The sequence below is a fragment of the Novosphingobium rhizovicinum genome (assembly GCF_040813635.1).
GTDB classification, from domain to species: domain Bacteria; phylum Pseudomonadota; class Alphaproteobacteria; order Sphingomonadales; family Sphingomonadaceae; genus Novosphingobium; species Novosphingobium rhizovicinum.
Genome location: NZ_JBFNXR010000005.1, coordinates 1 through 5,787, shown reverse-complemented (window position 1 = coordinate 5,787; position 5,787 = coordinate 1). Strand labels below are relative to the sequence as shown.

Here is a 5,787-nt window from a genome sequence, read left to right as displayed (position 1 = left end):
CGCCGCGCAACACGTGCCAACGTCTCGCCGTTCACCCCAACTGCGGCGATGATCTCAAGCCTCTCCGCGGTGCTCCACCGGCGACGCCGCTCCCGGCCCAATATCTCCACAGCCGTCCCTCGCTCCCGCTCAGGACGTCCATAACAACGTCCTTATGGACGTCTCTTACGCGCTCAACTCACCCTTCGACAGGCGGCCTCAACCGGTCGGTTACCCTCAATCAAAGGCGGCGAGACTCTACCGGGAGGATCATACGTGCAAGGTGGGGCTCAAGCCCCGCTTACAATCCAGCACACACCGCCACAGGTAAATCACGACGTCCAACTGGAGGCCTTGAAGTATGCACATGTTTCATGCCTTCATCGGCTAGACTGCGTACCCTTGATCTGAAGACGAAGTCTCTCGAATGCATAAGCCCAAGATATTAGCAGACAATATCCTACCAATGGCCCTTTCTGAAAAGAGCTAATCTCTTTTAGGCTCAACACGCGACGGATACGTGATCGCGGAGGTAGCAGGTGACGAGCAATGAATTTAATCGCCGGTATCCAACTGGGCCGTCGATCGCGCTCACCGCCGGTGGTGCGGCGAAGCTTTTGCATGATCTCTCGATGAGTGCGAGCGGGGTGATCAACGATTGCACGCGGCACATAGACTTGACGGAATCCCGCTGCCGCAGTCCTCTGGCCCCAATCAGCATCGCCACCGGAGCGCAGCTTGCCATTGAAGGGTCCTACTCTGTCCATCACAGCTCGCGTGGTAAACATGTTAGCAGTAGCCGCATATTTCCCCTCACGAATATAACTTTCCTGAGGAAAAGCGATCGCGACTTCATAAAGCTCGGCCAAGCTAGGCTTCTCACGAGACATAGGCAGAATTCGCACCCGCCCCCCGGCAAGCCCAATATCCGCTCCCGCCGTAACTGCAGCCACTCCCTCGCTGATCCAGCTCGGATGAGGCACACAATCCGAGTCCGTAAAAGCCAACACCGTTCCCGTGGCGACCTGTAGTGCTCTGTTACGGGCGTTGTAGGATCCAGGCAGCTGCTCTTGGAGCAGCTGCACGCACCCGCTTACGGTCGGCAGTTCATCTGATCCGTTGTCAACAACGATAACTTCAAAAGGACCAGAATAATCCTGCAGTTCCAACGCGGCAAGGCAGGCGGCGAGCCGCTCGTCATTATACGTCGGGATAATGATGGAAACGGCGGGCAAGCTCATCCGTCTTTACTCACTAATGTGGTGGCGACCTCGTTCCACATCGTCGCGACTTGAACTTTGAGCACCGCGGCTCGGTCTTTCAGGCGTTCGGAAAGAGCAGAGCGATCTGCTACAATGTGCTCCACGAGCGTACGAACCTGTCCCTCTGCACCAGACTCTACCGCAACGAGAGCTTCAGGGCATCCAAAATCGCTAAGCAACTCTGCATATTTATGTGACCACCCGAAGGCAACCACCGGCGTGCCGTGCGACAGTGCGCCAACTAACGCATGAAAGCGTGAGCCCACCACTATCCCGGAATCGCCTAATATTCCTTTCATTACTTGGGGGCGATGTTCCACGACCTGCTCTATAGAACCTAACCTCTTGCTTAGCTCAACCGCGAGCGCCGCATCTTGGACTGCATCATGGAGTGCGATAAAGGGTGCACCAAAGGCAGCACGAGCTGCCTCAGCTGAAGCGGCAAGTAGATCGATGTAGAGCTTGCGCTCGGCTGTGCCTGCATTACGCACCACCATGTGATTGGGCACTATCGCAGGTCGCCCGATGAAGCGTGCGTGACGCGGATCACGAAGGCCTTGAAGTCCAATGGTGAAGTCGGGACAACGACGAACCTTATCGTGCTTGCCGAAGGCACTCTCTACGTAAGCTTGAGACGTGCTGTCTCGAATATAGATCAAGCTAGCGTGCTCGATTACATGGCCAAAAGCAGCGCGAACATCGGGCTTTTCGAACGAACCCATTGCCTGAGGCAATAAAATCACGGGCATGCCAGTTCGCTTTCGACGCTCCAACGCCGCATTTAATCGCTCATGAATTTTGGCCGCCCCCCAATCATCGCCATAGGCAAAGCCAGATGCATCGAGGACGCCGTCAATTTCACATTCCGCCACAACCCCTACACGGCGCCGTAGCCGAACAGGCACCCATGGGACGAACCGAGCGACTGAAATGGGTCCAACACGACGCACGATCTGGTGAAGGCCGTAGGGTGCTCGAGTGTCGTAGTCCCCTGTCGCAACAGCCGCGAAACGATGCACATCACCTAAGCGTTCGCATATCGACATTAGCATCATCGCCGCACCATGATTGGCGAAGTTGATTCCTTTAATTTCGATCATCCCGCGCCGACCCTACATCCGAAATAGCCAATATCAGTTAAATGCAATTTGCTTATAATACAAAACATATTTGAACTTGCCCTGATATGCAAAAATTAATACTCACGCAACGTATTACGCTATTCTATTAAAAGTGGCCATATCTGCAACGGAACGCTTGCTGGAGAAGGGCACCATACCGGTCGGATCCGGCCATCCGAATGAGATTAGCATCACCACCCGCTCATCCTCTTCCATCGGTACTATCTCACGAATACGAGCTTCGTGTGGTTCTTGATCAGGCCAATTGATCGGGCATGACGCTATACCCATAGACTCAAGAGCGAACATAAAGCTCATCGCCGCCAATGATCCGTCGATGTAAATAACGTGGCGGTCACGCTCAAAGGGGTAAGCACGCAACTGTCCGATCACAACTGCAACTGCGGGAACTTGCTGAGCGAAACCTTTGGTCCCCATGGCGACTGCTGTGACCCGTTGCGCCATCTCCGGCTTGTCGAAGATGCGGAAATTGAATGGTTGGCGATTGCAAGCACTAGGAGACTGCGCGGCAGCTTCAAGCGCACGGTTGATCATCATCCGATCAACCGGTCGATCATCGTACCAACGTACCGACCGACGCCGGCGGGTCAGCGCCATGAAGTCTTCAAAGTTAACGGGCGGCGGTAAGGTTAGGTTGCGCCTGTAGGGGACTGCCCGCACGGCATCCGGCTCACGCGCCACCTTCTCAATGTTTAAATATTGAGCGTAAGCTGGCGCAACTTTCGCTGTTGTAACATCTACCGCAGCAAAATAATCTGAGAGCACATCTTCGGCCCAGACCAGCTCGCTGTTCCACTCACCGCCTGATGAGCGCATGGCGTGTGCGAAGATCTCTACCGTTTCGTCGATGAAGTCAGCAGCGAAAACTCGACGGCGGGGACGCATGATCAGTCCCTTTTCTAATCTATGTATATTGCGCCGCAGTAAATAATAACTGCCAGACTGCGTGCGATGGTCTGACGCATAGCGCAGCTGTCCCGCTGCAACTGCACGGGCTTCGCGCAGAAACTCATGATTAACAAATGAATAGTAGGCGGCGGCGGCGAAGCGGTTGCGCACAGCATGTTGCAAAACGAAATGATGAATAGACCGCTGCACACGACGAATAAAGGTATGAATTGCTTCTCGTTGTGCGGGAGGAAGCTGACGGGCGGCCTGACGAACAAGGTTCATGGATGTCGCAACTCCGGAAGTTAACACTAAGGCTGCACCTGCTTGTGTGGATGCCGACTAAACGCCGGCCATGCCCTGCTTTCTATCTTGCGCATCAGCAAGAGGCCGCCACCGTAAACGGCAAAGCCTAAGACAATCGCCACACCAGCACGAAGGGGTAAAGCAAGGGGCAGGACCTGCATGACGAGCAGCCAAACTAAAACTATTGGAATCTGGGCCAATAGTGAGCCTGCGGTTGCTTGGAGGACTGGGCTCAACGTAGAGCCAATCATACGATCAAGCATTACCTGCCGCACAATCACGCTGAGCAGCACCTTAAGTGCGACTGCCGCTGCTGCGCCGACGATGCCAAACATGCTGACGCCAATGATAAGAGCGGGTGCCAGGATTATCGTTGCGGTACCGACAGCAATGGCGAGCTCGACGCCTGGACGACCCAGTGCTTTAAACACGGTGGAGGTGGTACCACCGATAGCGCCCAACATTACTGACAGTGCCAGAAATTGGAGGGTAGGCCCCATTGCAGCCCAGGCCTCGCCTAGTAATTCTGGCAAAATGATCGGGCCCGCTAGTATGAGAGCAATCATTATTGGCAACATGACCAACGCATTCCAAGACATAGTCCGTACCACGTAGAAGCGAACAGCATCGAAGTCGTTCTGCAGCACCGAGTACTGAGTGAACATCACCCTATTGAGAACAGACGCAAGGTTTAAACGTACTACGTCGGTAACATAGAAGGCGAGCGAATAGAGGCCGACTTGATTTTGCGATAAAAGACGGCCGAGTACAATCACATCCAGATTTTTTGCCAACGCGTTGAAAACATCGTTCGTGAAAACAAGTCCGCTATAGCCGATCATCTCCCGAAACGCTTGGATGCTCACCCGAAAGCGAGGGTGCCACTCGCCAACTCGTAACATGGCAATAGCCAGAAATATTTGGCTTAGTATGATCTGGATCACAAGCGCCCAGACATTTTGATACATGATGAGTACTGCGGTAGCGGCAAACAAACTGAGCAGTGTGGAGCCGATGCGGGCGATGGTAGCCGCGCGGTAGTTGCGCGCTCGGAACAACAGGGCACGCGAGACACTGATGGCCGGGGTGAACAGGAAAGACACTCCAATCACTGCGGTCGCGAGGCCCACGCGCTCACTGCCATAGATCCATGCAGAGAGCGGGGCAATCACGAGCAGATTGATGGCGAACAGTAGAGCAGACACAATGGTAGAGGCAGCATATGCGGTATCCACCAACTCGCGGGTGAAGCGATCCTCTGAGCGCTGGATGATGGTCGCAACCATGCCGAATTCGTTAAAGACCTGTACAACCGCGAAGGTTGAGAGCGCTAGAGCGAACACGCCGAACTCAGTGGGAGCGATGAAGCGCGCAACGATCAGTCGAAAGAGGAAGGCAAAGCCTGCAGAAACCAATGTGTCTGCAGCCGTCCAGACAGCGTCGCGTTTCAGCGATGGAGCCGTTTTTCGCTTCTTCAGAGGTGCTGGGGCATCAGAGAAAAGGATATCAACCATGTCGTTTTTTGACAATGCTCCCTGTGCCAAACCCGCGCTAGCTCCCTCTCTGTACGCGAACGGCGCGCGCTGCAACACCGAGCTAGCCTGTCCAGTCGGCGAAGGAATCCCTAAGGTCCAAATCTGTAATTGCAGAGCTAGGCGGTGTTGATCCCTTGAGGGTTTCACGGATCTGTCTGCACTGGCCGGGCCGGAGCTTGGTCGTCCTGTATCGGGTCTCACAGAGGCGAACGTTGCATTGACACGGTGCGGGCTTGTGAGCCCATCTGACCACCTTCGCAGATCGTTCGTCCCTGCGTTCCCTCTCGGGACACCGCCCTCGGATCAGCTTCGACGCTTCACCGCTGGCAAACAGGTTCTATCCTACCTCACGCTTGACAACGCAGGGCACCGAGCGGCCTTTGCTGCCAGGTGGCGATTCATCGAGCACCGCGTCGGTCGCCGTGCTGATCAGGTCTGACGATACGTCAATGCCATACATATCTCGCAGATGCCCGGTGATCTCGCGGGTGCTCATGCCTCGCGCGGAACGTTGATCTCCCAGCTTCCCGCTCTCGGTTGGCACGGTCTTGCCGCCATAGCCGTAATGAGGCCTTTGCGCGGTGGGCGTAGACAGGTGCGATGAATGCTGATTCTATGAGCTTTCCCAGGAGGAGAGCAGGCGATGGCGCATCGTTCGATAGGTCAGGAGCAGTT

At 55.0% G+C, this 5,787-nt stretch carries 4 protein-coding genes and 1 pseudogene; all 5 read right to left on the bottom strand.

Features of this window, described 5'->3' with window-relative positions; translation table 11 throughout:
* Positions 1-359: 359 nt before the first annotated feature.
* Positions 360-1,220 (bottom strand): glycosyltransferase family 2 protein, encoded by an 861-nt coding sequence (locus tag ABUH87_RS00140; protein ID WP_367767694.1) that lies wholly within the window; start codon positions 1,218-1,220, stop codon positions 360-362.
* A complete protein-coding gene (locus ABUH87_RS00135) occupies positions 1,217-2,341 on the bottom strand; it encodes a polysaccharide pyruvyl transferase family protein (RefSeq protein WP_367767692.1) in 1,125 nt (374 codons plus the stop codon). Before ABUH87_RS00135 ends, ABUH87_RS00140 begins: the two co-directional genes overlap by 4 nt.
* A 114-nt stretch (positions 2,342-2,455) precedes the next feature.
* A complete protein-coding gene (locus tag ABUH87_RS00130; RefSeq protein WP_367767690.1) occupies positions 2,456-3,556 on the bottom strand; it encodes a nitroreductase family protein in 1,101 nt (366 codons plus the stop codon).
* A 26-nt stretch (positions 3,557-3,582) separates the two neighbouring features.
* Positions 3,583-5,121, bottom strand: a complete 1,539-nt coding sequence (locus tag ABUH87_RS00125; protein WP_367767687.1) for an oligosaccharide flippase family protein — start codon at positions 5,119-5,121, stop codon at positions 3,583-3,585.
* Between the two features lie 362 nt (positions 5,122-5,483).
* Positions 5,484-5,674 (bottom strand): annotated as a pseudogene (locus tag ABUH87_RS00120) (transposase); the annotation flags it as partial.
* Positions 5,675-5,787 lie beyond the last annotated feature (113 nt).

Bases quoted from the DNA above. Each gene is read 5' to 3' on its own strand.
- ABUH87_RS00135 (WP_367767692.1), bottom strand. From the start codon at position 2,341: ATGATCGAAATTAAAGGAATCAACTTCGCCAATCATGGTGCGGCGATG.
- ABUH87_RS00130 (WP_367767690.1), bottom strand. From the start codon at position 3,556: ATGAACCTTGTTCGTCAGGCCGCCCGTCAGCTTCCTCCCGCACAACGA.
- ABUH87_RS00140 (WP_367767694.1), bottom strand. From the start codon at position 1,220: ATGAGCTTGCCCGCCGTTTCCATCATTATCCCGACGTATAATGACGAG.